This is a genomic window from Stenotrophomonas sp. YJH_SMC_14-1, assembly GCF_059372275.1.
The window spans coordinates 903883-928311 of the sequence record NZ_JCAFVK010000001.1; the positions used below are offsets into that span (position 1 = coordinate 903883).

General features: G+C 67.1%; 20 protein-coding genes. 12 read left to right on the forward strand and 8 right to left on the reverse strand.

Annotation, left to right across the window (positions count from 1 at the left end):
• Positions 1 to 8: 8 nt before the first annotated feature.
• Both AC5P9P_RS04470 and AC5P9P_RS04475 read right to left on the reverse strand, forming a co-directional pair.
• On the reverse strand, positions 9 to 1028 hold the full coding sequence (locus AC5P9P_RS04470; protein WP_495232610.1) for a hypothetical protein: 1020 nt from the start codon (positions 1026 to 1028) through the stop codon (positions 9 to 11).
• Entirely contained in the window at positions 1025 to 1543 is a 519-nt protein-coding gene (locus tag AC5P9P_RS04475; protein WP_231523018.1) for an RNA polymerase sigma factor, read from the reverse strand. The genes AC5P9P_RS04470 and AC5P9P_RS04475 overlap by 4 nt, the downstream gene beginning before the upstream one ends.
• Before the next feature lie 292 nt (positions 1544 to 1835).
• Here AC5P9P_RS04475 and AC5P9P_RS04480 point away from each other — a divergent pair, with 292 nt between their 5' ends.
• Positions 1836 to 4634, forward strand: a complete 2799-nt coding sequence (locus AC5P9P_RS04480) for a bifunctional diguanylate cyclase/phosphodiesterase (RefSeq protein WP_231523019.1) — start codon at positions 1836 to 1838, stop codon at positions 4632 to 4634.
• Between the two features lie 19 nt (positions 4635 to 4653).
• Here AC5P9P_RS04480 and AC5P9P_RS04485 read toward each other — a convergent pair whose 3' ends face one another.
• Together AC5P9P_RS04485 and AC5P9P_RS04490 are read right to left on the reverse strand one after the other, a co-directional pair.
• Positions 4654 to 5247, reverse strand: a complete 594-nt coding sequence (locus tag AC5P9P_RS04485; RefSeq protein ID WP_033834411.1) for an LOG family protein — start codon at positions 5245 to 5247, stop codon at positions 4654 to 4656.
• A 183-nt stretch (positions 5248 to 5430) separates the two neighbouring features.
• Entirely contained in the window at positions 5431 to 6927 is a 1497-nt protein-coding gene (locus AC5P9P_RS04490) for an aminotransferase class III-fold pyridoxal phosphate-dependent enzyme (protein WP_288469455.1), read from the reverse strand.
• Positions 6928 to 7137: 210 nt separating this feature from the next.
• Between AC5P9P_RS04490 and queA the strand changes: the two genes are divergently transcribed.
• The 6 genes from queA (at position 7138) to fabV (ending at position 14867) form a co-directional block, all read left to right on the forward strand.
• Positions 7138 to 8205, forward strand: coding sequence for a tRNA preQ1(34) S-adenosylmethionine ribosyltransferase-isomerase QueA (gene queA, locus AC5P9P_RS04495; protein WP_288469453.1), 1068 nt, complete (start codon positions 7138 to 7140; stop codon positions 8203 to 8205).
• Between the two features lie 96 nt (positions 8206 to 8301).
• Complete coding sequence (gene tgt / locus AC5P9P_RS04500) at positions 8302 to 9432, forward strand: tRNA guanosine(34) transglycosylase Tgt (protein WP_029379947.1); 1131 nt, start codon at positions 8302 to 8304, stop codon at positions 9430 to 9432.
• A 132-nt stretch (positions 9433 to 9564) separates the two neighbouring features.
• A complete protein-coding gene (gene yajC, locus AC5P9P_RS04505) occupies positions 9565 to 9909 on the forward strand; it encodes a preprotein translocase subunit YajC (RefSeq protein ID WP_005416201.1) in 345 nt (114 codons plus the stop codon).
• Positions 9910 to 9970: 61 nt separating this feature from the next.
• On the forward strand, positions 9971 to 11827 hold the full coding sequence (gene secD, locus AC5P9P_RS04510) for a protein translocase subunit SecD (protein ID WP_065185183.1): 1857 nt from the start codon (positions 9971 to 9973) through the stop codon (positions 11825 to 11827).
• A gap of 16 nt (positions 11828 to 11843) precedes the next feature.
• Positions 11844 to 12824, forward strand: a complete 981-nt coding sequence (gene secF, locus AC5P9P_RS04515) for a protein translocase subunit SecF (RefSeq protein WP_021202635.1) — start codon at positions 11844 to 11846, stop codon at positions 12822 to 12824.
• Between the two features lie 783 nt (positions 12825 to 13607).
• Complete coding sequence (fabV, locus tag AC5P9P_RS04520) at positions 13608 to 14867, forward strand: enoyl-ACP reductase FabV (RefSeq protein WP_012479931.1); 1260 nt, start codon at positions 13608 to 13610, stop codon at positions 14865 to 14867.
• A 106-nt stretch (positions 14868 to 14973) separates the two neighbouring features.
• Here the strand turns inward: fabV and AC5P9P_RS04525 are convergent, their stop codons facing one another.
• From AC5P9P_RS04525 to AC5P9P_RS04535, 3 genes are all read right to left on the reverse strand, one after another.
• The gene (locus tag AC5P9P_RS04525; protein ID WP_005413024.1) at positions 14974 to 17043 is read right to left on the reverse strand and encodes an EAL domain-containing response regulator; all 2070 of its coding nucleotides are present in this window, start codon (positions 17041 to 17043) and stop codon (positions 14974 to 14976) included.
• 91 nt (positions 17044 to 17134) lie between these two features.
• Positions 17135 to 18319 (reverse strand): BaiN/RdsA family NAD(P)/FAD-dependent oxidoreductase, encoded by a 1185-nt coding sequence (locus AC5P9P_RS04530; RefSeq protein WP_049402539.1) that lies wholly within the window; start codon positions 18317 to 18319, stop codon positions 17135 to 17137.
• Complete coding sequence (locus AC5P9P_RS04535) at positions 18316 to 18864, reverse strand: YaeQ family protein (RefSeq protein WP_049402538.1); 549 nt, start codon at positions 18862 to 18864, stop codon at positions 18316 to 18318. Before AC5P9P_RS04535 ends, AC5P9P_RS04530 begins: the two co-directional genes overlap by 4 nt.
• 125 nt (positions 18865 to 18989) lie before the next feature.
• Here AC5P9P_RS04535 and AC5P9P_RS04540 point away from each other — a divergent pair, with 125 nt between their 5' ends.
• Complete coding sequence (locus AC5P9P_RS04540) at positions 18990 to 19868, forward strand: pseudouridine synthase (protein ID WP_049402537.1); 879 nt, start codon at positions 18990 to 18992, stop codon at positions 19866 to 19868.
• Between the two features lie 6 nt (positions 19869 to 19874).
• On the opposite strand, the gene AC5P9P_RS04545 is transcribed toward AC5P9P_RS04540, so the two are convergent.
• Positions 19875 to 20363, reverse strand: coding sequence for a YaiI/YqxD family protein (locus tag AC5P9P_RS04545; protein ID WP_059034065.1), 489 nt, complete (start codon positions 20361 to 20363; stop codon positions 19875 to 19877).
• A 301-nt stretch (positions 20364 to 20664) separates the two neighbouring features.
• On the opposite strand from AC5P9P_RS04545, the gene AC5P9P_RS04550 reads away from it, so the two are divergent.
• From AC5P9P_RS04550 to AC5P9P_RS04565, 4 genes are all read left to right on the forward strand, one after another.
• Positions 20665 to 20874: a cold-shock protein gene (locus AC5P9P_RS04550; protein ID WP_004153307.1), complete on the forward strand. Its 210-nt coding sequence runs from the start codon at positions 20665 to 20667 to the stop codon at positions 20872 to 20874.
• Positions 20875 to 21055: 181 nt separating this feature from the next.
• Positions 21056 to 21745: a glutathione S-transferase family protein gene (locus AC5P9P_RS04555; protein ID WP_049402535.1), complete on the forward strand. Its 690-nt coding sequence runs from the start codon at positions 21056 to 21058 to the stop codon at positions 21743 to 21745.
• 32 nt (positions 21746 to 21777) lie between these two features.
• Positions 21778 to 23343: a protein adenylyltransferase SelO gene (locus AC5P9P_RS04560; RefSeq protein WP_049402534.1), complete on the forward strand. Its 1566-nt coding sequence runs from the start codon at positions 21778 to 21780 to the stop codon at positions 23341 to 23343.
• A 512-nt stretch (positions 23344 to 23855) separates the two neighbouring features.
• Positions 23856 to 24392, forward strand: coding sequence for an adenine phosphoribosyltransferase (locus AC5P9P_RS04565; RefSeq protein ID WP_049403943.1), 537 nt, complete (start codon positions 23856 to 23858; stop codon positions 24390 to 24392).
• The last annotated feature ends 37 nt before the right edge of the window (positions 24393 to 24429 follow it).

A 24429-nucleotide genomic window follows, 5' to 3' on the forward strand; every position in this document is an offset into this window, starting at 1 on the left:
CGCCCGTTTCAGTCGTCCAGCAGCGGGCGCAGGTCACGCGGCAGGCGCGCTTCCGGATATTGCTGGATGTAGCGCTCCAGGCTGGCGCGGGCGAGGTCGCGCTGGTCCTGGTCACGGCGCTCGCGGATTTTCTGCAGCCACTGCCGGCGTGGCAGGCGCGCGTCGGCGTCCACCTCGGCCTGCACGGTATCCGCGCTCAGGCCCGCATCGCTGCCGCGGCGCATGATGCCCGGAGCCGAACGGCTGGGAGCCTCACGCTTCATCGAGGTGATCTCCACCCGATCCAGCGCCTCCGCCCGCTCGACCTCGGCGGCATTGGCTGCTGGTGCCGGTGCAGGTGCCGCGGCCGTGCGTGCTTTCAGTGCCCCGGACGCTGCCGGCGCGAATGCCGGTGCAGGTGCCGGTGCCGAGTAGGCGGCGGGTGCCGGTGGCGCAGGCGGCGCTGCTGCCGGTGCTGCCGTCGGCGCTGGCGGGAGGGCCGCAAAGGCGGTATCGGCGGGCGCATCCGCAGCCATCGATCGTGCAGCCTGGGCCGGCGCTTCAGCGGTTTCGGCCGGCGCCGGCTCGGGCGCGCGTGCGATGGACGGTGCCGGGGCAGCGGCAACAGGGGCGGCCTCGGGTGCTGCGGGCGCAGCGCTTGGTTGGGCGCCCGCCACAGCGCTGTCGGCTGCACTGTGGTCAGCGGCCTGATCGGCAGCCGCAACGTCTTCTGCCGCTGCCGGTGCCGCAGCAACAGCGGCCTCACCGGCCGGAACCGGCGGCGGTTCCGGACGCAGCTGCCAGGCGATGCCGATGGCAAACACCATCGAGGCGGCGATGCCGAACACCGCCGGCCAACGCGGGCGTGTGCGCTGCGTGCGCGGCGCCTCGGGAGAGGCGACCGCATCGGCGGCCGGCGCGTCCACGGCAGCGCGTGCCGCGGCCAGGATGGCGGCGTCCAGTGCGGCGGGCGGAGCCTGCTCGGCGCGACGGCCGAGCAGCCGGGCCAGCTCGCGTTCTTCCGGCGTCAGCGGTTCGTCTCGGTTCATGCGTTCAATCCCGCACGCAGCTTGTCCATCGCATAGCGCAGCCGCGATTTCACGGTTTCCCGGCCTACGCCGGTGATCTGGCCGATCTCCTCCAGGCTCAGTTCCTGATCCAGCCGCAGTTGCAGCACTTCGCGCTGCTCAGGCGGCAGTTGTTCCATCGCCAGCTGGATGCGGCGACGTTGTTCGAATTCGGAAAGCTCGCCTTCCGGGGTCTGCCCATCCTCGATCGCGGCCAGGCGCAGATCGGCATCGGCCGGGGCAGCCGGGCGGTGGCGGGCGGCGCGCCAATGGTCGTTCAGGCGGTTGTGGGCAATGCGGAACAGCCAGGTGCTGAAGGCCGCGTCCGGTTGCCACCCGGCACGGGCGCTGATCACCCGCTGCCAGACGTCCTGGAACATCTCCTCGGCCAGCGCGGTGTCGCGCAGTTGCCGCAGCAGGAAGCCGAACAGGCGCTTGCGGTGGCGCCCATACAGGCTTTCGAACGCGCGCAGGTCGCCACCGGCCCAGGCCAGCATCAAGGCTTCATCGGTTGGCAGTGCGCTGGCTTCCACGGCGTACAGGGTAAGGCCTGCAGGCGGTGGCGCATAGCCGGTGGCAGGGGCGGGCAGGGCGAGGTTCATGGCATGGAAGCAGCTACGGACAGCACGAAAAACGTACGGGCGCACGATTCGGGGTTTACGGGCTTCCATTGCCCCCCGGGTGGCGCGCTATGCTCGGCGGCTCAGGGGAGGCGACGCACAGACGGCGCCAAGAGATTGTCATTTGTCCACGCATGCTGAATCGGCGGAAGAGCCACTACACGAGGCCGTGTTGAGCACGGCGCTGGTGCGCGCGTTGCATGCGCTTTTGCCGGAAACGGCCGTGGTCCGCGTTGGCTGGGACGACCCGCAGCTGGGGAGTGGCCGAGGGGGCTGGCCCTTGCTTGCGATTGACAGCGCTGCGTCCGTGGAGCCCGCCGCCGGCGATGGCCAGCACGGCTGGGAGTATGACGGTGCGCGGCTGCTGCTGTCGGTTGCGGGCGCGGTGCCTTCACCCGCGTGGTGGGGGCTGGCCCGGCAGGCGATGGAGCTGGCGCTGCAGCGCGGCCGCCAGGCCGGCCAGATCAAGGCACTGGAAGAGGCCGAACGGCTGCAGCAGGCCCTGTTCCAGATTGCAGATCTGGCCGGTGCCGACCTGGAAATGCCCGAGATGCTGCGCCACGTGCATGGTGTGCTGGGCACGCTGATGTATGCCGAGAACTGCTACATCGTGGAATACGACGATGTGCGCGACCAGATCCGCTTCCTGTACTTCGCCGATCAGGTCGATGACTTCGTCGCCGATCCCACGCAGAGCCATGACGCCAGCGAGATGCCGCGCAGCCTGACCGTGGCGCTGTTGCGCCATGGCAAGCCGCTCAGTGGTCCCTCGCGCAGACTGCTGGCGCAGGTGATGGAACAGGAGCACGACCCGCAGCGTGGGCCCGAAAGCCTGGACTGGCTGGGCGTGCCGATGCTGCGCGACGGCCGCGTCTGCGGCGCCATCGTGGTTCAGAGCTATGAACAGGCAGCCCGCTATGGCGAGGCCGAGCGCGCATTGCTGGGCTTCGTTGCGCAGCACGTACAGACCGCGATGGACCGGCGCCAGGCGCAGGTGCGGCTGGAGCAGCAGGTGGCGCGGCGCACCCAGGAACTGCAGCGCGCCAACCGCAGCCTGCAGGATGAGGTGGCAGAGCGTCGCCGTGCCGAACAGTTGCAGACCGCGCTGTACAACATCGCCGAGATGGCGATGTCGGCCGACAGCCTGGACCAGTTCTATGGACAGGTGCATGGGGTGGTCGGGCGCCTGCTCGACGCACGCAATTTCTACATCGCCCTGGTCAACCCGGCCGGCAACGGCCTGGACTTCGTGTATTCGGTGGACGAGCACAATGCCAGCCGCGCGCCACGGCCGTTCAGCCGGGGCCTGACCGAATACGTGGTGCGCAACCGGCGCCCGCTGCTGGCGTCACGCGCGCAGATCGATGCGCTGCTGGCCAGTGGTGAAGTGCGCGAGTCCGGCGCGCGCTCGCATTGCTGGCTGGGCGTGCCGTTGCTGCGCGACGATGAGGTGGTGGGTGCGATCGTGGTGCAGAGCTACAGCGAGAACAGCACGTTCAGCGTGCACGATCAGCGGCTGCTGACCTTCGTTGCGCAGAACATCGGAACCGGGCTTGCGCGCCAGCGCGACCAGCAGCGGCTGCGTTCGGCACATGCCGAGCTGGAAAAGCGCGTTGAGGAACGCACCCGCGAACTGGCCGAGGTCAACGAAAAGCTGCTTGGGCAGATCGGTGAGCGCCTGCGTGCCGAGCAGCGCCTGACCCACCAGGCCATGCACGATGCGCTGACCGGCCTGCCCAACCGCCTGCACCTGCTGGATCGCCTGCAGGATTCACTGGCGCTGGCCAAGCGTGAGGGCGGACCGGTGTTCGCCGTGCTGTTCCTCGATCTGGACCGCTTCAAGCTGGTCAACGACAGCATCGGCCATGCCGCCGGCGACCGCATGCTGGTGGAAGTGGCCAAGCGCATCGTGTCGATGGCGGGTAACGAAGATGTGGTGGCCCGGCTCGGCGGTGATGAGTTTGCTGTTCTGCTGCAGTGCCCGCAGGGCCTGGCGCAGGCACTGGATTTCGGCCAGCGGCTGCTGCTGGCGTTGCAGGAATCGATGTGGATCGCCGGGCGCGAACTGTTTCCGTCCGGCAGCCTGGGCATTGCCCTGTGGAATCCGCGCTACCGCACCGGAGAAGAGCTGCTGCGCGATGCGGATGCGGCCATGTACCGGGCCAAGGCGCAGGGCCATGACCGCTGTGCGATCTTCGACGAGGACATGCGCGAAGAAGCCATGCGCAGCCTGGACCTGGAAGCCGATCTGCGCCGTGCGATCAACAACCGCGATTTCGTACCGTTCTACCAGCCGATCGTGCGCTTGTCCGACGGCGAAGTGGTCGGTCACGAGGCGCTGCTGCGCTGGCAGCATGAGCGCCGTGGCCTGCTGCTGCCCGGCGCGTTCCTGGAGCTGGGTGAAGAGAGCGGCCTGATCGAACAGGTGGACTGGCTGATCTACGAGCAGGTCATCGCGGGGCTGGCACGGGGAGGCGAAGGCTACGTCTCGGTGAACGTATCGCCCCGGCATTTCCGCTCGGCAGAGTTCAGTGATCGCCTGTTCGGCCTGCTCGACAGCTGTGGTGCCGATCCGCGCCGGCTGCGCCTGGAAATCACCGAGGTGGCGTTGCTGGACGACGGCCCGCACACGCTGCGTATCCTGCAGGGCCTGCGCGAGCGCGGCATCCAGGTGCAGCTGGACGATTTCGGTACCGGGTTCTCCGCGCTGTCCTACCTCCACCGTTTCCCGATCAGCACGCTGAAGATCGACCAGAGCTTCATCGCCGGCCTGCACGGTCCGGAAGTGCAGAGTACGCGGGCGCTGGTGGAAGGCGTGCTGTCGCTGGCGCGCACGCTGGGCATTGAGACCATCGGCGAAGGCATCGAGACCGACGCGCAGCGGCAGACCCTGCGTGAACTGGGCTGCGACTACGGCCAGGGCTATCTGCTGGGGCGGCCCGCGCCCTGGGCGCACGCGGCGGCCTGAGCCACCGCGTGCAGCTGGATCATCGCAGGGCGGCGCGGCGCTTCTCGTCGATCCACTTCGAGGCCTGGGCCGGCTGGTAGTTCTTCATCCACTGCAGCATCTCTTCGATGTCCGAGCCGTACCACAGGTCCTGGCGCTGGTCCGGATGCAGGAAGCGTTCTTCCACCATGCGATCGATCATGCCGATCAGCGGGGCGTAGAAGCCGTCCACATCGAGGAAAGCGCATGGCTTGTTGCCGATGCCCAGCTGGCGCCAGGTCAGCATCTCGAAGATCTCTTCCATGGTGCCGAAGCCGCCGGGCAGGGCGACGAAACCGTCGGCAAGATCGAACATGCGCGACTTGCGCTCATGCATCGAACCGACGATCTCCAGTTCGGTCAGGCCACGGTGGGCCACTTCCCAGTCGGCCAGCTGGCGCGGGATCACGCCGGTCACCTCGCCGCCAGCGGCGAGCACGGCATTGGCCACGGTTCCCATCAGGCCGACGTTGCCGCCGCCATACACCAGGCGCAGGCCGTCGCGGGCGATGCGGTCACCCAGGGCAATGGCGCGCTCGGTGTAGGCCGGTTTGCTGCCAGCGTTGGAACCACAGTACACACAGATCGATTTCATGGATCTTCCTGTCTCTTGGCCGGAAACGAAAACGCCCCGTCGCCAACCGCAGGGCGGTCGGGGACGGGGTGTCCTTGGATTATGAGCCCTTCTGTAGAGCCGAGCCATGCTCGGCTGCTCTTCGTTCAGATCGCGGCAAAGGCCGAGTCGAGCACGGCTCGACTCTACAAACGCCAAGCAGGCCTACGCGGCAGCGGCCTGCTCGCGGCGCGGGCCTTCACGCAGGGCGCGGCCGACCATGCCCACCAGCAGGTCCAGCTCCTCGCTGTCCATGCCGAAGTGCGGGGTGAAGCGCAGCGAGTTCTCGCCGCCGTGGATCACGTTGATGCCGTGCTGGCGCAGCCATTCCTCGGTCGAGTTGGCGCCGTAGCACTTGAACTGCGGGGCCAGCTCGCAGGAGAACAGCAGACCGGTGCCCTGCACCTTGGTGATCAGCCCGCCCAGCTCGTTCTTCAGCTGTTCCAGCTTGCGCACGGCCTCGGCACCGCGTTCGGCGATGTTGGCGCGCACCTGCGGGGTCAGCTGGGCCAGGGTGGCGCAGGCCACGTCCAGCGCACGCGGGTTGCTGGTCATGGTATTGCCATAGATGCCCTTGCGGTACAGCTGCGCGGCATGCTCGGTCACCGCCAGCACCGACAGCGGGTACTGCGCGGCGTTGAGGGCCTTGGAATAGGTCTCCATGTCCGGCGGGTCGAGGCCTTCGAAGCCCGGGTAATCGACCACCGACAGCACGCCATGCGCGCGCAGGCCGGCCTGGATCGAGTCGAGCAGCAGCAGGCTGCCGTGGGCACGGGTCAGTTCGCGGGCAACGGCATAGAACGACGGCGGCACCGAACGCCCCGGGTCGCCTTCGCCCATCACCGGTTCCAGGAACACCGCCTCGATGAACCACTGGTTGCGTGCGGCGTCCTCGAACACCTTGCGCAGGCCGGCTTCGTCGTACGGCGCCACGGTGATCACCGAGTCCTCACCGCGGTAGCTGGCCAGGTGCTGCATGTAGCTCTTGCGGCTGGAATCGGAATACAGGGCAGGGCGGTCGGTACGGCCATGGAAGCTGCCCTTGACCACCACGCGCTTGATCGCAGCGCCAGCGTGGCGCGCACCCGGGTCGGTCTGCAGCTTGGCGTTGACATCGGCGATGCGGGCGGCCAGGCCGACCGCTTCGGAACCGGAATTCAGGCACATGAAACGGGCGAACGGGCAGCCGCCACGGCGGTGGCCGATCTCGGCGCGCAGGGCGGTGATGAAGCGCTGCTGCGACAGGCTGGGGGTCATGATGTTGGCCATCACCTGCGGGCGGGCCATCGCCTCCAGCACGGCGTCCGGGGTATGCCCGAAGCCGAGCATGCCGTAGCCGCCGGCGTCATACAGCACGGCGCCCTTCAGGGTGACCACCCAAGGACCGCGCGCGGCCAGCGCCACGTACGGCGTCACCGCGTCATCGGCGTAGAAATTGACGAAGCCGTCCTGCATCGCGTCGATCTGCGCCTGTTCGTCCTGCGCCAGCAGCGGCCCCAGGTCGGCCTGCACGCGCGCGAATTCCTCGGCGGCGGCGTCCACTGCCGCGATCAGCTGCGGGTGGCGGGCGGACAGGGCGGTCAGGGTGGCATCGTCCAGACCGGTGGTGAGACGGGTGCCGGGCTGGCTGCGCAGGGGGGCGAGGCGTTCGATGAAGCTCATTGCAGATCTCCTGAAACAATGGGTCGCACGGGTCTTCAAAAGCAAAACGCGCGTCATCACGCGCGCTTGGGGCAGGCTCGTGCAGCGGACTTCCGGCTCGATGCTAGCACTTGTTTTTTTGCGCGATAACCCCGCAGAAACCTGCTGCATAGCAGCATTTTGCGCGACGTTCGCCGCGAAGCGCGCCGGCTCGCAGACGCTGGACGTACAATGCGCGCCATTGTCGACCTGTTGCCGCCCACTGCCTTGAAGAAGTCCGATTTCCATTACGACCTGCCGGCCGATCTGATCGCGCAGGCCCCCCTGGCCGAACGCTCCGCAAGCCGCCTGCTGCTGGTGCCGCCGGCGCCCGATGCCTTCACCGATCTGCAGGTGCGCGACCTGCCGTCGCTGCTGCAGCCGGGTGACCTGCTGGTGTTCAACGACACCCGGGTGATCCCGGCGCGCCTGTTCGGGCAGAAGGCCAGTGGTGGCCGCGTGGAGATCCTGATCGAGCGCCTGCTCGGTGGCCAGCAGGCCCGGGCGCAGGTCGGTGCCAGCAAGTCGCCGAAGGCCGGCAGCCGCATCGCCCTGGATGCCGGCGGTGAAGCCGAGGTGCTGGGCCGTGACGGCGAGTTCTACGTGCTGCAGTTCCATGTGCCGGAGTCGCTGGAGCAGTGGCTGCTGCATGCCGGCCGCCTGCCGCTGCCGCCCTACATCCAGCGCGAACCGGGCGTGGACGACCGCGAGCGCTACCAGACCGTGTTCGCGCGCGAAGTGGGCGCGGTGGCCGCGCCCACCGCCGGCCTGCATTTCGACGAACCGCTGCTGGCCGCACTGAAGGACAAGGGTGTGGAGTTCGGGCACGTCACCCTGCACGTGGGCGCGGGCACCTTCCAGCCGGTGCGTGCCGATGACCTGAAGGACCACGTGATGCACCGCGAGTGGCTGAACGTCGGCGCCGAACTGGTACAGCAGGTACGGCGCACGCGCGCGGCCGGCGGCCGAGTGATCGGCGTGGGCACCACCGTGGTACGCGCGCTGGAAAGCGCGATGCGCGATGGCGAACTGCTGCCGTTCGCCGGCGAGACGCAGATCTTCATCACCCCCGGTTACCGCATCCGCAGTGTCGACGCGTTGGTGACCAACTTCCATCTGCCGGAAAGCACGCTGCTGATGATGATTTCCGCGTTTGCCGGCAAGGAGCGCGTATTGGAGGCCTACCAGCACGCGATCGAGCAGCGCTACCGCTTCTTCAGCTACGGCGATGCGATGCTGCTGTTCCCGCAGGCGGGGTAGGGCAGCCTGGGAGGGCAGGCCCCCTGTGGGTGCGCACCTTGGTGCGCACGCCTTCTTGGGAGACAATAGGCGACTATTTGCCTGAACGACCGCTCCATGTCCCGACTGCAGTTCCAGCTCCAGACCCGCGACGGCCGTGCCCGCCGTGGCCGCCTGACCTTCCCGCGTGGCACGGTGGAAACGCCGGCCTTCATGCCGGTGGGGACCTATGGCTCGGTCAAGGGCATCCTGCCGGACCAGGTGCGTGCGCTGGGCGCCGAGATCATCCTCGGCAATACCTTCCACCTGTACCTGCGCCCGGGCCTGGACATCATTGCCGACCACGGCGGCCTGCACGGCTTCTGCCGCTGGGATGGCCCGATCCTGACCGACTCCGGTGGCTTCCAGGTGTTCTCGCTGGCCCACCGCCGCAAGATCACCGAGCAGGGCGTGACCTTTGCCTCGCCCACCGACGGCGCCCGTGTGTTCCTGGGCCCGGAAGAGAGCATGAAGATCCAGAAGGTGCTCGATTCGGACGTGGTGATGATCTTCGACGAGTGCACCCCGTACCCGGCCACCGAGGATGTGGCGCGCCGGTCGATGGAGCTGAGCCTGCGCTGGGCCCAGCGCAGCCGCAACGCGCATGACGAGCTGGGCAATGACGCGGCCCTATTCGGCATCGTCCAGGGCGGCGTGCACACCGACCTGCGCAGCCGCTCGGCCGAGGCCCTGCAGGCGATCGGCTTCGACGGCTACGCCATCGGCGGCCTGGCCGTGGGCGAGCCGGAGCACGAGCGCAATGCCATGCTCGACCACCTGGATCCGGAGCTGCCGGGCGACCGCCCGCGTTACCTGATGGGCGTGGGCCGGCCGGAGGACCTGGTCGAGGGCGTGGCACGCGGCGTGGACATGTTCGACTGCGTGATGCCGACCCGTAATGCGCGCAACGGCCACTATTTCACCTCGTTCGGCACCGTTCGCATCCGCAATTCCCAGTACGCGCGGGACATGGACCCGATCGAGCCGGGCTGCGGCTGCGTGGCCTGCACCGGCGGTTACACCCGGTCCTACCTGCGCCACCTGGACCGCTGCAACGAGATGCTGGCGCCGATGCTGGGCACCCTGCACAACCTGTTCTATTACGAAAAGCTCATGGCCGACATCCGTGCCGCGATCGAGGCGGGAACCTTCCTGGCCTTCCGCGAGTCCTTCTACGCGGCACGCGGAGCGGTGGCCCCGCCGCTGTAACCCCGACGCCCCCTGCCGAACGGCCCAAGGACGAACGCCCGGGGCCGTGGCATACTTCAAGGCTGACCCAGATCCGCGGTCGACACCCCCGCCCCTAAGGGACGGGAGCGCCGCCCAACCAAAGGACCAACGATGAACCTGCTTGCTTTCCTGATTCCCGCCGCCCACGCCCAGGCCGCCGGCGGCCAACCGCAGGGCATGGGCCTGACCACGCTGCTGTTCCCGATCATCCTGATCGCCATCATGTACTTCCTGATGATCCGCCCGCAGATGAAGCGGCAGAAGGAGCACAAGGCCATGCTGGAGAAGATCAAGCGCGGCGATGAAGTGCTGACCAACGGCGGCATCGCCGGCAAGGTCACCGATATCGGCGACCACTTCATCACCGTCGAAGTGGCCGACAACGTGCGCATCCGCGTGCAGAAGGGTGCTGTCGGCAGCGTGCTGCCGACCGGCACCCTGGATTCGGCCAAGTAAGCCACTCCCTTTCCGAAGCACAACCGCGGCGCCGGGGATGGCGCCGCGCGGGACCCAAGCAATGCTCGAATTTCCACGCTGGAAGTACGTCGTCATCCTGATCGTACTGGCGCTCAGCGCGCTGTATGCGCTGCCCAACATCTACCAGAAGGACCCGGCCATCCAGATCACCGCCAACCGTGGCGGGCAGATCGACGATGCGCTGCGCGACCGTGTGCTGGCCGATCTGAAAAAGGCCGGCATCGCCACCATTGGTGCCGACAAGGAAGGGGAAAGCCTGATCGTCCGCCTGTCGGACCTGAAGTCGCAGTCCGCTGCCAGCGACGTCCTGCGTGACACCGTCGGCGAGAAGTACACCGTGGCGCTGAACCTGGCTTCGACCGTGCCGGACTGGCTGGCCAACCTCGGCGGTCGCCCGATGGTGCTGGGCCTGGACCTGCAGGGCGGCGTGCATTTCGTGCTGCAGGTCGACCAGAAGGCTGCCCTCGACAAGCGCCTGGATGCCTATACCGAAGACGTGCGCAGCACCCTGCGTGACGCGCGCATCGCCTACCAGTCGGTGGAACGCCGCGCCGATAACAGCATCGTGGCCAACCTGAGCCCATCCGCCGGCGATGACGCCGCGCAGCGCGCCCGCGCCGCGCTTGTCAAGGCGCAGCCGACCCTCGGCTATGACGTCAGCGGCAACCGCATCACGGTCACCGTGCCGGAGACCGAGATCACGCAGATCGCCAACGGCGCCATCGAGCAGAACATCAACACCCTGCGCAACCGCGTGAACCAGCTCGGCGTGGCCGAGCCGATCATCCAGCGCCAGGGTGCCGACCGTGTGGTCGTGCAGCTGCCGGGCGTGCAGGACACCGCCGAAGCCAAGCGCATGATCGGTGCCACCGCCACCCTGGAGTACCGTGCGGTGGTTGAAGGCAATGCGCAGGACGCCATCAACTCCGGCCGCATTCCGCCGGAAGCGAAGGTCTACCAGCAGCGTGACGGCCGCGGCCCGATCCTGCTGAACAAGCGCGTGATCGTCACCGGCGACCAGATGGTCGGTGCGCAGGCGGTGACCGATTCGAACAGCGGCTCGCCGGCGGTCAGCGTGACGCTGAACAACGTCGGTGGCCAGCGCATGTTCGACTTCACCAGCGCCAACGTGAACAAGCCGATGGCGGTGGTCTACACCGAGCGCGTGCCGACCGTAACCGTCGTCGACGGGCAGGAAGTGCGTGGCTTCAAGGTCAACGAGGAAGTGATCTCGGTGGCCAACATCAACGGCGTGTTCGGCAAGAACTTCCAGACCACCGGCCTGCAGAAGAAGGAAGCCGAAGACCTGGCCAAGCTGCTGAAGTCGGGTTCGCTGGCTGCGCCGATGGACTTCGTCGAGGAGCGCGTGGTCGGCCCGAGCCTCGGCGCCGAGAACGTCAAGAACGGCATGCGCGCGGTGGTGTTCGCGTTCCTGTTCACCCTGGTGTTCTTCAGCGTGTACTACCGCATGTTCGGTGTGATCACCTCGGCAGCGATGCTGTTCAACCTGCTGATCGTAGTGGCGGTGATGTCGCTGTTCGGTGCCACCATGACCCTGCCGGGCTTTGCCGGCCTGGCGTTGTCGGTTGGCCTGTCGGTGGACGCCAACGTGCTGATCAACGAGCGTATCCGTGAAGAGCTGCGAGCCGGTGTGCCGGGCAAGACGGCGATCGTGACCGGTTACGAGCGTGCCTCGGGCACCATCCTCGACGCCAACCTGACCGGCCTGATCGTCGGCGTGGCGCTGTTTGCATTCGGTACCGGTCCGCTGAAGGGCTTCGCGCTGACCATGATCATCGGTATTTTCGCCTCCATGTTCACCGCGATCACCGTGTCGCGTGCGCTGGCGACGCTGATCTACGGCCGTCGCAAGAAGCTCCAGAACGTGGCCATCTGACGGGACGACACGCACAATGAAACTGTTTCCGCTGCACATCCTCCCGAACGACACCAAGATCGACTTCATGCGCTGGCGCCATGTCGCCATGGCAGTCACCATCGTGGTGTTCCTGGCCTCGGTCGCCATCATCGGCATCAAGGGCTTCAACTACGCGCTGGACTTCACCGGCGGCACCCTGATCGAAGCCCGCTTCGACAAGGCGGTGGATGTTGAGCAGGTCCGCACCAAGCTCGAGCAGAACGGCTTCGAAGGCGCGCAGGTGCAGAGCGTGGGTGGCAACACCGATCTGCTCATCCGCCTGGCGCCGCACGGCGAGCATGCGCCGGGCACCGGTGATGCCGCTGCCGAGGACAAGGCCACTGCCGCTGCCGTGGTGAAGGCACTGTCCACGGCTGACAACCAGGCCACCGTGCTGCGCAACGAGTTCGTCGGCCCGCAGATCGGCAAGGACCTGGCGATGAATGGCCTGTACGCCACCATCTTCATGCTGGCCGGCTTCCTGATCTACATCGCGGTGCGCTTCGAATGGAAGTTCGCGGTCACCGCCAGCATCGTGGCGATGTTCGACCTGATCGTGACGGTGGCTTACGTGTCCCTGCTGGGCCGTGAGTTCGACCTGACCGTGCTGGCCGGCCTGCTCTCGGTGATGGGCTTTGCGATCAACGACATCATCGTGGTCTTCGACCGCGTCCGCGAGAACTTCCGCAGCCTGCGCGTGGACTCGATGGAAGTGCTGAACCGCTCGATCAACCAGACGCTGTCGCGTACGGTGATCACCGCGGTGATGTTCTTCCTGTCCGCGCTGGCCCTGTACCTGTACGGTGGCAGCTCGATGGAAGGCCTGGCCGAGACGCACATGATCGGTGCGGTGATCGTGGTGCTGTCCTCGATCCTGGTGGCGGTGCCGATGCTGACGATCGGTTTCCTGCGCGTCAGCAAGCAGGACCTGCTGCCGAAGGCGAAGGACGTCGAGGCCCTGGCCCGTCGCCCGTAAGCGTCCCGCTGCACGCAACACGCAGAGAACCCCGCGCAAGCGGGGTTTTTTGTTGGCAGGGCTTGCAGCCCTGCACCTGCAGAGGCAACAGCAACAGCAACAGCAACAGCGGCATTCCGTGGATTGGTGGGGCGGTGTCGGAGTGCGGGGGCGCCGCAAGTACGTCCCTGTAGGCTTGGCAGCCGCTTGCTCGTGCGCGCAGTCCTGCGCGCACGGCAAGACCGGGGTTGGGCGTCCTGCCCAACCCGCCCGAGGCATGCCTCGGGCCCATGCGGCTGACACCCCGCACTCCGACACCGCCCCGCCTCTGACAGATCCCCACGGCTGTGGGTAGGTGTCGACCTTGGTCGACACATTTGTCAGATATCGAAACAATTCTAGGGTCAGATCCGTTTTCCTTCGAAAAACGGATCTGACCCCAAGAGCTGTTCCGACAGATCGCGGAAGACTGTCAAAGGCGGGGTGGGTCCGGTTGCGGGGGTGTCCGCGGCATGGATGCCGCGGCCAAGCCCCCATGGACGGGTTAACGGCGTCCCCCGCAACCGGACCCACCCCGACATCCCTCAGTAGCCCGGCTTTTGACGTTGCTGTTGAGGTTGCCGGCCAGCGGCCGGCACTACCGCAGGTGCAGGGTGCAACCCTGCAGAACAAACCCCACCCTACGCCAGCGTCGGTTGTGCATTCGGCCCCCGCACACTACGATCCTGCGGTTCGCGCGCACAGGCGCGCGCCCATATTCCTGCTGAGCGCCCCGTGCGCCGCATCTGCCAACCCGAGGTATCCATGGTCATCAAACCGCGCGTCCGCGGCTTCATCTGCGTCACCACCCACCCGACCGGCTGCGAAGCCGCGGTCAAGCAGCAGATCGACTACATCCGCGCGCGTCCGCCGATCCAGAACGGCCCCAAGCGCGTGCTGGTGATCGGTGCCTCCACCGGCTACGGCCTGGCTGCGCGCATCACCGCTGCCTTCGGCAGCGGCGCCGCGACCCTGGGCATCTTCTTCGAGCGCCCGGGTACCGAATCCAAGCCGGGCACCGCGGGCTGGTACAACTCGGCCGCGTTCCACAAGTACGCCGACGAAGCCGGCCTGTACGCCAAGAGCATCAACGGCGATGCCTTCTCCGATGAAGTGAAGGCGAAGACCATCGAAATGATCAAGGCCGATCTCGGCCAGGTCGACCAGGTCGTCTACAGCCTGGCGGCGCCGCGTCGCAAGCACCCCAAGACCGGTGAAGTCATCAGCTCCACGCTGAAGCCGATCGGCGAGCCGATCACCCTGCGCGGCCTGGATACCGACAAGGAAGTAATCACGGAAACCACCCTGCAGCCGGCTACCCCGGAAGAGATCGCTGGCACCGTCGCGGTGATGGGTGGCGAAGACTGGCAGATGTGGATCGACGCGCTGGCCGACGCCGGCGTGCTGGCCAACGGCTGCACCACCACGGCCTTCACCTACGTGGGCGAAGAGATCACCCAGGCAATCTACTGGAACGGCTCGATCGGTGCGGCCAAGAAGGACCTGGACACCAAGGTGCTGGGCCTGCGCGAAAAGCTGGCGAAAATCGGCGGCGACGCGCGCGTGTCGGTGCTGAAGGCCGTGGTCACCCAGGCCAGCTCGGCCATTCCGACCATGCCGCTCTACCTGTCGCTGCTGTTCAAGGTGATGAAGGAAAAGGGCACCCACGAAGGCTGCATCGAGCAGCTGGACGTGCTGTACGACATCCTCTACGGCGGCAAGGCCGACGGCGTGGCGATCGATCGCCTGCGCCACGATCTGGTCGATGGCGATGGCCATACCGTCGCGCTGGTCGACGAGGAAGGCCGCCTGCGTGCCGACTACAAGGAAATGGCGGCAGACGTGCAGGGCAAGGTGGTCGCGCTGTGGCCGCAGGTCACCAATGAGAACCTGTACGAGATCAGCGACCTGGCCGGCTACAAGGCCGACTTCCTGCGCCTGTTCGGTTTTGGCGTGGAGGGTGTCGACTACGAGGCCGACGTCAATCCGGACGTGAAGATCGACAATCTGGTCGACATGACCTGATCAATGAAAAGGCCGGCGAAAGCCGGCCTTCTCTTTTGGTGGGGCCGGCCGCTGGCCGGCAACCCTGGGGACCAAGGACGCCGGCCAGCGGCCGGCACTACCGCGGTCACCCGAACTCGAACCCCATCTCCGGCAGCGCCGGGCCGACGAAGTCGCCCTGCACGTAATCCACGCCGGCACTGAACAGCAGGGTCATCGAATTGGCGTCGCTGACGAACTCGGCGATGGTGCGGATGCCGGCCTCCTGCGCGCGTGCGGTGATCTGGCTGATGCGGTCGATGTTCTCGCGGGTGGCCGCCAGATCGCTGGTGAAACCGCGGTCCAGCTTGAGGAACTGCGGCTGGAAGTGGGCGAGCAGCTGGAACGAGTCCAATCCCGAACCGAACTGCTCCAGGCCGATGCGGCAGCCCAGTGGCGCCACTTCGGCAAGGAACTGTTGCGCACTGCGCAGGTGGGTGAACACCTTCGCTTCCGGCGCATGCAGCCACAGCCGTTCGCCGGGCACGCCCTGCGCCTGCAGCTCGCGCCGCAGGGTGGCGATCATCTCGGGGTCGTCGAACGATTCCGGCGTCACCTTCACCAGTACCTGGGTGGCGTGGCCCTGGCGTGCGCGCTGACCCAGTACGGCGATGGCCTGCGAAACCACCCAGCGGTTGATCTCCGCCAGCAGGCCGTACTCCTCGGCGATGCCCAGGAAGGCGGTCGGGCTCAGCAGTTCGCCGTTGTGCTCCAGGCGCAGGTAGGCCTCGTACAGCTCCAGCGGCTCGCCCTGCAGGTTCAGCACCGGTTGGTAGTGCAGCTGGAAGCCGTCGCCGGCCAGTGCTTCACGGATACGGGTGACCCAGCGCAGCACGCGTTCTTCCTCGACGCGGTCGGCCGCAGCCGGGTCGAAGATGCGGCAGGTATTGCCCAGTTCGGCGGCGGCATGCGTGCACTCGCTGGCGCGTGCGAGCACCTGGCCGATGCTTGCGATCTTCTCGCCCACCTGTACGCCACCGATGCTGACCGTCACCGTGGCCGAGCGCGCGCCGATGCTGAACACATGCGCTGCATACGCTTCGCGGATGCGCTCGGCCAGTGCCACGGTCTGCGCGTAGGGCCCGGCCTGCAGCACTGCGAAATTATGTTCGCCGAAGCGGGCCAGCTGCGCGTCCTCGCCAACGACCTCGGCCAGCAGGCCGGCAAGGGCGCCGATCAGCGCGTCGGCCGAGGCCAGGCCGATGTCCGGCAGCAGGCGCGCGTAGTGGTCCGGCTCGATCAGCAGCAGGCCGAACTGGCCTTCGCTGCGGCCGGCCTGTGCCACCGCGCTTTCCAGCTGCAGCATGAAGGTCGGGCGGTTGAGCAGGCCCGTGACCTGATCGCGCTGGCGCAGGTCCTCGACCTCGCGGGCCAGCTCCGGATCGAACTCCATGCGGCGGCGAAGCACCACCTGCAGGCAGGATTCGCCTTCGTAGGTGGCGGCGGTGAATTCCATGGTTGCCGCGAACGTACTGCCATCCTCGTGGCGGGCATCGAGCTGGTACTGCGGCGGCGGCGCCTCGCCACGGCTCAGGCCCTTCAGCAGCTGCTTGAAGCCTTCCACATGCTGCGCGGCGACCATGTCCAGCAGCGAGATGCCTTCGATGTCGTCGAACTGCTCGTAGCCGAACATTTCCAGGTAGGCATCGTTGGCGCGGATGTGCATGCCTTCGTGCACGTAGGCGATGGGATCGCGCGAAGAGGCGATCAGCGCATCGCAGCGGCGCTCGGTCTCGCGCATCTGCGCCTCGATGCGGCGCAGGCCGCGACGGGCCTGCAGGTCCACCCATTGGTCGCGGACCACGGCCAACAGATGCTCGGAGCGCTGGCGCAGGGCGAGGGCACGGATGCCGTGGCTGCTGGCCTGCACCAGCTCGTCCTCGTCGATGCGATCGGCCAGCAGCACCAGCGGAATGTCCTTGCCGCTGGCGGCGATGTGCTGGGCCACCAACGGCAGCGGGATGCCCTGCGAGGGGGACGCCAGCACCAGGTCGATGGCCTGGCTGGACAGCACCTGGGACAGCTCGGCCGCATCCTGCGGACGCCAAGGGCGCACCGCGATGCCGCTGTTGCGCAGCGTGCTGACGATGGCTTCGGCATTCTCGCCGCTGTCATCGACGATCAGCAGGCGGATGGTGATGTCGTTCGCGTTCTGCATGCACTGCTCCCCAATCTGCGAATCTAGATACACGATGCGCGGCGAACCGTCCATGCGCGCGCCCCTTGCACGCATCGAACGGCGATCTGGTTCACACCACGCCACCGGCCGCGTGGCCGCTGGCCCAGGCCCACTGGAAGTTGTAGCCGCCCAGCCAGCCGGTCACATCCAGCACCTCGCCGACGAAATGCAGGCCGGGCACGCGCTTGGATTCCATTGTCGAGGACGACACGTCGGCGGTATCCACGCCGCCCAGGGTGACTTCGGCGGTGCGATAGCCCTCGGTGCCGCTGGCCACCAGCGGGAACGCGCCCAGCAGCTGCGCGGCCTGGCGCAGCACCGGCTCGTCCAGCTGGCGCACGGGCCGGTCAGGCAGCCAGTGCTCGCACAGGCGCTGCGCCAGCCGCTTCGGCAGTACCTCGGCCAGCACCGTGCGCAGCTCGGCGGCCGGGCGCTCGCGCTTCATCTGGCGCAGCCACTCGCCGGCATCCTGGCCGGGCAGCAGGTCCAGCTCCAGCGCATCGCCGGGTTGCCAGAACGAGGAGATCTGCAGGATCGCCGGGCCGCTCACGCCGCGATGGGTCAGCAGCATGAAGTTCTGGAAGCTCTTTCCGTTGCAGCGCGCCTCGATCGGCAGGGCGACACCACTCAGATCAGCCAGCCGTTCCTGGTGCTTGCCGCTGAGTGTCAGCGGCACCAGCCCGGCGCGGGTCGGCAGCACCTGATGGCCGAACTGGCGGGCAATCTCGTAGCCAAAGCCGGTGGCGCCCATGCTCGGAATCGACAGGCCGCCGGTGGCAACCACCAGCGAGGCGCAGTGGAACAGGCCCTGCGTGGTGTGCACGCGGAACCCGTCGCTGCCGTGCTCGATGCGCTGCACGCTGCATTCGGTGCGGATCTGGGCGCCGGCCGCCTGGCATTCGTCCACCAGCATCTTCACGATCTGCTTGGACGAGATGTCGCAGAACAGCTGGCCCAGCTCCTTTTCGTGATAGGCGATGCCGTGCTTGCTGACCAGCTCGATGAAGTGCCAGGGCGTGTAGCGCGCCAGCGCCGATTTGCAGAAGTGCGGGTTGGCCGACAGGAAGTTGGCCGGGGTGGTGCCGGTGTTGGTGAAGTTGCAGCGGCCACCGCCGGACATCAGGATCTTCTTGCCGACCTTGTTGGCATGGTCGATCACCTGCACCTGGCGGCCGCGCTGGCCAGCCGTGATCGCGGTCATCAGCCCGGCCGCGCCAGCGCCGATGACCACCACGTCGCAACGGGCCGTGCTCATGCCTTGGCGCGCTTGCGCCAGTTCGGGACCACGTCGAGTTGCATCTGATCGTTGAGCAGCTGCACTTCACCGTCCTGGATCAGCACGCTCCAGCGCATCGCGCGCTGGACCTGCTGGCCCCAGCGTTCGACGAACTCACCGTCCAGATCAATCACCGACAGGTTGTCGAAGCGCGCCAGGCCCTTGCCCTGCTTGCCCCACCAGATGTCCGAGGCGTTGCCGCCGTAATTGATCACCTGCACCTGGCGGCTGCGGTTGCTGGCCTTGCGGATGCGCGATTCGTCGGGATGACCCAGGTCGATCCACTGCAGGATGTCGCCGGTGTAGTCGTGTTCCCACAGGTCCGGCTCATCGTCGGTGCTCAGGCCACGTCCGAACTCCAGGCGGTCTCCCGCATTGAGGGCGAAGGCGAGCAGGCGCACCATCAATCGTTCGTCGGTCTCGGACGGGTGCTGGGCCAGGGTCAGGTTATGGGTCGCGTAGTAACCGCGATCCATGTCGCTGATCTGAAGTTCGGCCTTGCGGATGGTGGCGGTAAGGGCCATGGGGGATCCGTGGACTAAAGAGGATAATGATAGAGGTTTGCTCCTGGGGTGTCCGTTGCCGGGCTGTCTGCGCAGTGTCAACGGTGGCACTCTTGGCGCTCTTTCCCGTGGCCGGAATGGACGCCATGACCCTGCCCAGCCACCTGCAGCTGCCCCCCGGCCACTGGCCCAGCCTGCTCGAAGGCCTGTGCGCACGTTTCCCGCGCATCGACCGTGCGCAGTGGCAGGACCGCTTCGCGCGTGGCCGCGTGCAGGACGTGCAGGGCAGGGCGCTGGCACCGGACATGCCTTGGCAGGTAGGGCTGGAGATCCAGTACTTCCGCGAGGTGGCCGACGAACCGGTGATTCCCTTCGCCGAGACCATCCTGCACCTGGATGCGCACCTGCTGGTGGCCGACAAGCCGCACTTCCTGCCGGTAACGCCGGCCGGTGGGTATGTGCGCGAGACCCTGCTGTCGCGCCTGGTCGCACGCACCGGCAACACCGAACTGGCGCCGTTGCACCGCCTGGACCGGCTGACCGCCGGCCTGGTGCTGTTCTCGACCCAGGCAGCCACGCGTGATGCCTACCAGCGGCTGTTCCGCGAGCGCCGCATCGAGAAGACCTATGAGGCGCTGGCACCGGCACTGCCCGGGCTGGCGTTTCCGTTGCAGCGGGACAGCCGTCTGGTGCCGGGGGAGCCGTTCTTCCGCATGGCCGAAGTGCCGGGCGAGCCCAATGCGCGCAGCCTGATCGAGCCGGTCGAGGCCGAAGGGCCGATCTGGCGCTACCGGCTGAAGCCGGAAACCGGTCGCAAGCACCAGCTGCGCGTGCACATGGCCGCGCTGGGGGCGCCGATCGAGGGCGATGACCTTTACCCGCAGCTACAGTTGTGGCCGGGGGGCAGCGCCGAGCCACCGCTGCAGCTGCTGGCACAGGCGCTGGCCTTCGATGACCCACTCACCGGGGAGCTGCGGCGGTTCAGCAGCCAACGGCGCCTGCGCCGAATGGACCAGGGCGGGTAGCGCGGGTCAGCGGGCCGGGCGCCGGGCCAGCCAGCGGTCCAGCTCGGCGGCGAACAGCTGCCGGTCGCGCGGTCCCAGCGGGGGCGGTCCTCCGGTCTGCACCCCGGCGCCGCGCAGCTCCTCCATGAAATTGCGCATCGACAGGCGCTCGGCCATGTTGTTCGGCGTGTACAGCTGGCCGCGCGGGTTCAGCGCCACGGCCTTCTTCTCCAGCACCAGTGCGGCCAGCGGGATGTCCTGGGTGACTACCAGATCGCCGGCAGCCACCCGTTCGACGATGGCACTGTCGGCCACGTCCAGGCCCTGCGGCACTTGGATCGAGCGCAGCCAGCGCGATGGCGGGGTGCGGATCCACTGGTTGGCGACCAGGGTCAGCTCGATCCCGACCCGTTCAGCCGCCCGGAACAGGATGTCGCGAATGACGGTGGGACAGGCATCCGCGTCCACCCAGATGCGGGGGAGAGCGGGTTCAGCTTGGGTTTCAGCTTCAGTCATTTACCCAGTGTAGGGTAGGAAAAACCTGAATGGGGACTCGGGTTTAAACCTGATCGGCTGCCAGCCCTTGCCACGCCTAGTGGGCGGGGTCTGCCCATGAACGTCCGGGCTATCGCTTTTTGCAGAAAACACGCGTATCGTTCGTCCCACTGTGTTTGCTAGGGTCACCGTGAATCGTGGCCTGGTGCAGTTGATCTCACGATCCGCTCATCGATCCGCTTTACCAACGCCTGCAACTCAGTCTCGGCCCCGATACCCGGTGGCTGCGATTTTTTCAACATGTGTTTCAGGAGTTAGTCAAATGTCTGATCGTCAGACCGGCACCGTCAAGTGGTTCAACGACGCCAAGGGCTTCGGCTTCATCACCCCGGAAAGCGGCCCGGACCTGTTTGTGCACTTCCGTGCCATCCAGGGCACCGGCTTCAAGACCCTGCAGGAAGGCCAGAAGGTTACCTTCATCGCCGTCCAGGGTCAGAAGGGTATGCAGGCTGACCAGGTGCAGGCGGTCTAATCCGTCTGCTACCGTTTGGTAGCCAGAACGCCGGAAGCGAAAGCTTCCGGCGTTTTTTGTTGCCTGCTGTTCTGTAGCGTCGAGCCATGCTCGGCTCTCAAAGGCAGTCGAGCATGGCTCGACTCTACATGGGGCATGCAGCCATCACGGTACGATGTGGGCTTCCCCAAGGATCGTCCCCATGCGCATCGTCCACCATCTGGAAAACTCCCGTTCCCTGCGCGTGCTGTGGATGCTGGAGGAGCTGGGGCTGGACTACGAGCTGCGCCGCTATCCGCGCGATCCTAAGACGCTGCTGGCACCGCCGGAGCTTCGCAACGTGCATCCGCTCGGCAAGTCGCCGGTGCTGCAGGATGGCGAACTGGTGCTGGCCGAGTCCGGTGCCATCCTCGACTACCTCGCGGATCGCTATGACACCCAACGCCAGCTGTCGCCGTCACCGATACCGGCCGACGGGGCCGAACGCATCGCTTATCGCTACTGGCTGCACTACGCCGAAGGCTCGGCGATGCCGCCGCTGCTGCTGACCCTGGTGATGGGCCGCATCCGCAACGCGCCGATGCCGTTCTTCGCGCGCCCGATCGCGCGCAGCATCGCCGACAAGGCCGAGCGTGGCTTCATCGGTCCGCAGCGGCGCCTGCACCTGGACTGGATGGAGCGCCGCCTGGCCGAAAGCCCGTGGTTCGCGGGTGAGCGGTTCAGCGCAGCCGACATCCAGATGAGCTTCCCGATCCAGGCCGCGGCCGCACGGGGTGGTGGCCTCGACGACAAGCCGGCGCTCCGTGGCTTCCTCAAGCGCATCAGCGAGCGGCCGGCGTACCAGCGCGCCGAAGCCCATGGCGGGCATCTGCAGGCGCTCAGCGGCAATTGAGGCGGGCGGCGGCCGCCCCCATCTTCAACCCCATGGATACCGACAGCCCCCGTTTCGACAACCGCCTGCTGCATGCCCTGCCGGGTGATCCCGAATCCGGCCCGCGCCGCCGCGAAGTACTGGGCGCCGCCTGGTCGCCGGTGATGCCGACGCCGGTGGCAGCCCCCACGCTGCTGGCCTGGTCGCCGGAGGTTGCCACGATGCTCGGCTTCGACACCACCGAGGTCGAGAGCGAAGGCTTCGCGCGTGTGTTCGGCGGCAACGCGCTGTACGCCGGCATGCAGCCGTGGGCAGCCAATTACGGAGGCCATCAGTTCGGCCACTGGGCCGGCCAGCTCGGCGATGGCCGCGCGATCTCGCTGGGCGAACTGGTCGCACCCGATGGCCGTCATTGGGAGCTGCAGCTGAAGGGGGCGGGCCCCACGCCGTATTCGCGTGGCGCCGATGGTCGCGCAGTGCTGCGCTCATCGATCCGCGAATTCCTGTGCAGCGAAGCGATGCATCACCTGGGCGTGCCGACCACGCGCGCGCTGTCGCTGGTCGGCACCGGCGAAGACGTGGTGCGCGACATGTTCTATGACGGCCACCCGCGTGCCGAGCCCGGCGCGATCGTTTGCCGGGTATCGCCCTCGTTCCTGCGCTTCGGTTCGTTCGAACTGCCGGCCTCGCGCGGTGAAACCGCCCTGCTGCAGCAGCTGGTGGATGCCTGCATCGAGCGTGATTTCCCCGAACTGGAAGGGCAGGGCGAGGCGCTGTATGGCGACTGGTTCGCGCAGATCGCGGTGCGCACCGCCGAGATGATCGCGCACTGGATGCGCGTCGGCTTCGTGCATGGCGTGATGAACACCGACAACCTGTCCGTGCTCGGGCTGACGTTGGACTACGGCCCCTATGGCTGGGTCGAGGACTTCGATCCGGACTGGACGCCGAACACCACCGACGCGCAGGGCCGCCGTTATCGTTTCGGAACCCAGCCGCAGGTGGCGTACTGGAACCTGAGCCGGTTGGCGCAAGCGCTGTCGCCGTTGTTTGCCGATGTGGCGCCGCTGCAGGCCGGTCTGGCGGCTTACCAGTCCACCTTCGTGGCCTGCACCCGACGCGATGCAGCAGCCAAGCTGGGCCTGGCCGCCGCCGACGATGACGACCTGGGGCTCTACCAGCGCTGGCAGCAGCTGATGCAGGACGGCGGCATGGATATGACCCTGGCCTGGCGTGCACTGATGCGGGTTGATCCAGCGGCGCCAGACGTGGGCGTGCTGGATGCGGTGTACTACGACGAGTCGCGCCAGCAGGCGGTGCAGGCGCCGTTGCAGCAGTGGCTGCAGGACTACGCGGCGCGGTTGCAGGCCGATCCACTTTCGGCCAGTGAGCGCGCGGCGAAGATGGTCGCGGCCAATCCGCTGTACGTGCTGCGCAACTGGCTGGCGCAGGAGGCCATCGATCGCGCCGAACAGGGCGACCTCGGCGGTGTTCATGCGCTACAGGATGTGCTGCGCGATCCGTATACCGAGCGCGCCGGCCTGGAGCACTATGCCGGCAAGCGGCCGGCGTGGGCCGACAACCGCGCCGGCTGCTCGATGCTGTCCTGCAGTTCCTGAGGGTGGGCGGCAGGGCTGCGCCCTGCACCTGCAGAGGCCACCGCGCAAGCAACGGCCAAAGCCAAAGCGGCTCTGGATTGCTGATGGTCTGGCGGGGCGGTGTGGGGCTGCAGGACACGCCGTAAACCCGTCCATGGGGGCTCGATGGCGCCATCCATGGCGCCAACGGTCCTGCAGCCCCACACCGCCCCACCTCCGGCAGATTCCCGCGGCTGTGGGTAGGTGTCGACCTTGGTCGACACGGTAGATCCACGCCATGCGTGGATGCTCTTCGTTCAATCTTCGAAATAATAGATTTCGATGAAGATTCATCCACGCATGGCGTGGATCTACAGAAAGCAATGCCCGCCATCCCACAGGAAACCCGCTGTTGCCTTTGCTGTTGCCGTTGAGGTTGCCGGCCAGCGGCCGGCACTACCGCAGGTGCCGGGCGCAGCCCGGCCGAACACCCCCAACAGGCAGCCGGCGCCCGGAACAGGTACCCTATGCCGCCATCAGATAGCCAACGTGACATGACCGACGCCCTCGTCGCTCCGCAGTGGGCCTCCCGCCTGCGCGACATCGCCGACTTCCCCAAGCCCGGCATCCTCTTCAAGGACATCATGCCGCTGCTCGCCCATGGCGAGGACTTCCGCGGTGCCATCACCGCGATGGCCGACCGTTGGCGCGACCAGAAGCTGGACGCGGTGATCGGTATCGAATCGCGTGGCTTCATCCTCGGTGCCGCGATGGCGCTGGAGCTGGGCGTGGGCTTCGTGCCGGTGCGCAAGCCGGGCAAGCTGCCGGGCCAGGTGCTGCGCGAGGAATACACGCTGGAATACCGCAGTGACTGCATCGAAGTGCACGCCGACGCGCTGCCGGCCGGGGCCCGCGTGGCGATCATCGACGACGTGCTGGCCACTGGCGGCACGCTGGTCGCTGCGCTGTCGCTGGTGCGCCGCCTGGGCGTTGATGTGGTCGGTGCAGGCGTACTGGTCGAACTGTACGGCCTGGGTGGTCGCGCCCGCTGGGAATCGGATCTGCCGCTGCACACCGAACTGGTGTTCTGATCGAAGGGCAGGTGCCAACCAAGGTTGGCACCTACCA

What these genes read in the sequence shown, in the direction of transcription:
- AC5P9P_RS04470 (WP_495232610.1), bottom strand. Translation starts at nt 1,028, where the DNA reads ATGAACCGAGACGAACCGCTGACGCCGGAAGAACGCGAGCTGGCCCGG.
- AC5P9P_RS04475 (WP_231523018.1), bottom strand. Translation starts at nt 1,543, where the DNA reads ATGCTGGCCTGGGCCGGTGGCGACCTGCGCGCGTTCGAAAGCCTGTAT.
- AC5P9P_RS04485 (WP_033834411.1), bottom strand. Translation starts at nt 5,247, where the DNA reads ATGAAATCGATCTGTGTGTACTGTGGTTCCAACGCTGGCAGCAAACCG.
- AC5P9P_RS04490 (WP_288469455.1), bottom strand. Translation starts at nt 6,927, where the DNA reads ATGAGCTTCATCGAACGCCTCGCCCCCCTGCGCAGCCAGCCCGGCACC.
- queA (WP_288469453.1), top strand. Translation starts at nt 7,138, where the DNA reads ATGCGCGCCATTGTCGACCTGTTGCCGCCCACTGCCTTGAAGAAGTCC.
- tgt (WP_029379947.1), top strand. Translation starts at nt 8,302, where the DNA reads ATGTCCCGACTGCAGTTCCAGCTCCAGACCCGCGACGGCCGTGCCCGC.
- yajC (WP_005416201.1), top strand. Translation starts at nt 9,565, where the DNA reads ATGAACCTGCTTGCTTTCCTGATTCCCGCCGCCCACGCCCAGGCCGCC.
- secD (WP_065185183.1), top strand. Translation starts at nt 9,971, where the DNA reads ATGCTCGAATTTCCACGCTGGAAGTACGTCGTCATCCTGATCGTACTG.
- secF (WP_021202635.1), top strand. Translation starts at nt 11,844, where the DNA reads ATGAAACTGTTTCCGCTGCACATCCTCCCGAACGACACCAAGATCGAC.
- fabV (WP_012479931.1), top strand. Translation starts at nt 13,608, where the DNA reads ATGGTCATCAAACCGCGCGTCCGCGGCTTCATCTGCGTCACCACCCAC.
- AC5P9P_RS04525 (WP_005413024.1), bottom strand. Translation starts at nt 17,043, where the DNA reads ATGCAGAACGCGAACGACATCACCATCCGCCTGCTGATCGTCGATGAC.
- AC5P9P_RS04530 (WP_049402539.1), bottom strand. Translation starts at nt 18,319, where the DNA reads ATGAGCACGGCCCGTTGCGACGTGGTGGTCATCGGCGCTGGCGCGGCC.
- AC5P9P_RS04535 (WP_049402538.1), bottom strand. Translation starts at nt 18,864, where the DNA reads ATGGCCCTTACCGCCACCATCCGCAAGGCCGAACTTCAGATCAGCGAC.
- AC5P9P_RS04540 (WP_049402537.1), top strand. Translation starts at nt 18,990, where the DNA reads ATGACCCTGCCCAGCCACCTGCAGCTGCCCCCCGGCCACTGGCCCAGC.
- AC5P9P_RS04545 (WP_059034065.1), bottom strand. Translation starts at nt 20,363, where the DNA reads ATGACTGAAGCTGAAACCCAAGCTGAACCCGCTCTCCCCCGCATCTGG.
- AC5P9P_RS04550 (WP_004153307.1), top strand. Translation starts at nt 20,665, where the DNA reads ATGTCTGATCGTCAGACCGGCACCGTCAAGTGGTTCAACGACGCCAAG.
- AC5P9P_RS04555 (WP_049402535.1), top strand. Translation starts at nt 21,056, where the DNA reads ATGCGCATCGTCCACCATCTGGAAAACTCCCGTTCCCTGCGCGTGCTG.
- AC5P9P_RS04560 (WP_049402534.1), top strand. Translation starts at nt 21,778, where the DNA reads ATGGATACCGACAGCCCCCGTTTCGACAACCGCCTGCTGCATGCCCTG.
- AC5P9P_RS04565 (WP_049403943.1), top strand. Translation starts at nt 23,856, where the DNA reads ATGACCGACGCCCTCGTCGCTCCGCAGTGGGCCTCCCGCCTGCGCGAC.